Origin of the sequence: Tsukamurella sputi, from assembly GCF_007858445.1 — a bacterium.
In the GTDB taxonomy this organism is placed as follows: domain Bacteria; phylum Actinomycetota; class Actinomycetes; order Mycobacteriales; family Mycobacteriaceae; genus Tsukamurella; species Tsukamurella sputi.
This window is the reverse complement of record NZ_VIGV01000226.1, coordinates 1-515: the sequence shown is the minus strand read 5'-3', so window position 1 is coordinate 515 and position 515 is coordinate 1. Positions and strand designations below refer to the sequence as shown.

Genomic DNA, 515 nt, shown 5'->3' with positions numbered 1-515 from the left:
GTTACAATACTCCAATTGATAACCATTCTTTTTTGCCCTATCTGTAGGAGGTCAGCAATGTCGATAACGAATAACACACTAGAAACAAAAAAGGGGAGTGAAGAGGCTCCTGTTTTAGTCCTAGGCGTAAGTGAATGGCGTGCCGAAGAGTGTGATCATGAGAATATTGTCAATTGCTTAGAAGATGGGCAGGTGCTCTATTTCCCCTCACTCCCTTTTGTCTTAACAGAAGAGGAACAAGCGCTTTTAGATCCCCGTTTAGTGAGTCCTAAACGTAAAAATATTATGTATCAAGCAGATCAAGGAAGCATTAAAGGGATTGCTGAGAATGCTTCAGCGCAGGAAAAGAGCGCCATTGAAGGGCTTTTAAAACGTTATTCTGAAGCAAGTTACCAACTTCTAACAGATCTTATCCCTCAATATAGAGGGAAACTCCACAGTCCAATGAATACATTGCGACTCAATGCGATCGATGAGTGGAGTGATAGTCACTCTTTTCGAAAAGATGATCGTCG

General features: G+C 41.6%; 1 protein-coding gene. It reads left to right on the top strand.

What is annotated here, in order from left to right; all coding sequences use genetic code 11:
* Positions 1-57 precede the first annotated feature (57 nt).
* Positions 58-515 (top strand): Kdo hydroxylase family protein (locus tag FK268_RS26270; RefSeq protein WP_193560339.1); only part of this gene is annotated, 458 nt, incomplete at its 3' end.